Source organism: Hydrogenophaga sp. (genome assembly GCF_028698005.1).
In the GTDB taxonomy this organism is placed as follows: Bacteria; Pseudomonadota; Gammaproteobacteria; order Burkholderiales; family Burkholderiaceae_C; genus Hydrogenophaga.
In genome coordinates this window covers 15303-16520 of the sequence record NZ_JAQVEJ010000054.1, presented here as the reverse complement: position 1 = coordinate 16520, position 1218 = coordinate 15303, and the positions used below count along the sequence as shown (strand labels likewise).

Below are 1218 nucleotides of genomic sequence, written 5' to 3'. Positions count from 1 at the left end.
ATGCCCGGCGCGCAGTGGTTCCCCGGGGCGCAGGTCAACATCGCGCGGCAGGTGATGCGTCACGTGGGGCCGGCGCACCAGGCGGGCTTTGCCGCCGTCATGGCGCGCAACGAGAAGGGGCGTCACACCGAGCTGTCCTGGCCCGAGCTGCGGCGCCAGGTGGCGGCGCTGGCGCTGCACCTGCGCGAGCAGGGCGTGCAGCCTGGCGACCGCGTCGCGGCCTACCTGCCCAACATTCCCGAGACCATCGTCGCCTTCCTGGCCGTGGCCAGCATCGGTGCGGTCTGGAGCGTGTGCGCGCCCGACATGGGCACGCATGCCGTGCTCGACCGTTTCCGCCAGATCGATCCGGTGGTGCTCATCGCGTGCGACGGCGTGACCTACGGTCACAAGGACCACGACCGCCTGGCCGTGGTGGCGCAGCTGCGCGCCGAGCTGCCGACGGTGCGGCACGCGATCCTGCACACCAACCTGGCCGACGATGACGGCGCGACGCAGGCGGCACTGGACGCGGCGGCGCCCTGTGCCCACTTCGCCCGCGTGGTGGCGCGCGACGACGCGGCCACGGCGGCCTTCGAGCCCGCGTGGCTGCCGTTCGACCACCCGCTGTGGATCGTCTATTCCAGTGGCACCACGGGGCTGCCCAAGCCCATCGTGCACGGCCACGGCGGCATCCTGCTGGTCATGCGCGCGATGGGGGCGCTGCACAACGACGTTGGCTGCAGCTATGACCCCGCCTACTGGGGCGAGCGTTACCACTGGTACAGCACCACCGGCTGGATCATGTGGAACGCGCAGGTGTCGGGGCTGCTGGGCGGGACGACTTGCGTGCTGTTCGACGGCAGCCCGGCCGGACCGCGCGAGGCCCCCGACTGGACCACGCTGTGGCGCTTCGCGGCCGAGACGAAGGTCAGCTTCTTCGGTGCCGGGGCCGCGTTCTACGCCAACTGTCACAAGGCCGGTGTGGACCTCGCCACCTGCGGCGACCTGTCGGCCATTCACACGCTGGGCAGCACGGGCTCGCCCCTGTCCGAGGAGGTCCAGCGCTGGGGCACGCACCAGTTCCGCCGCTTGCGAGATGCGGAGCATGAGGGTGGCGATCCGGCGCCGGGCCGCCCCAAGCCGGATCAGCCCCCCTGGGGGGCAGCGACCCGCGAAGCGGTGGAGCGTGGGGGTGGCGATCCGGCGCCGGGCCGTCCCAAGCCGGATCAGCCCCCC

Annotated in this window: 1 protein-coding gene; it reads left to right on the top strand. The window is 72.3% G+C overall.

Features of this window, described 5'->3' with window-relative positions:
• The coding region (locus tag PHQ87_RS07620) for an AMP-binding protein (protein ID WP_300232714.1) at window positions 1-1218 on the top strand (1218 nt) is incomplete at both ends.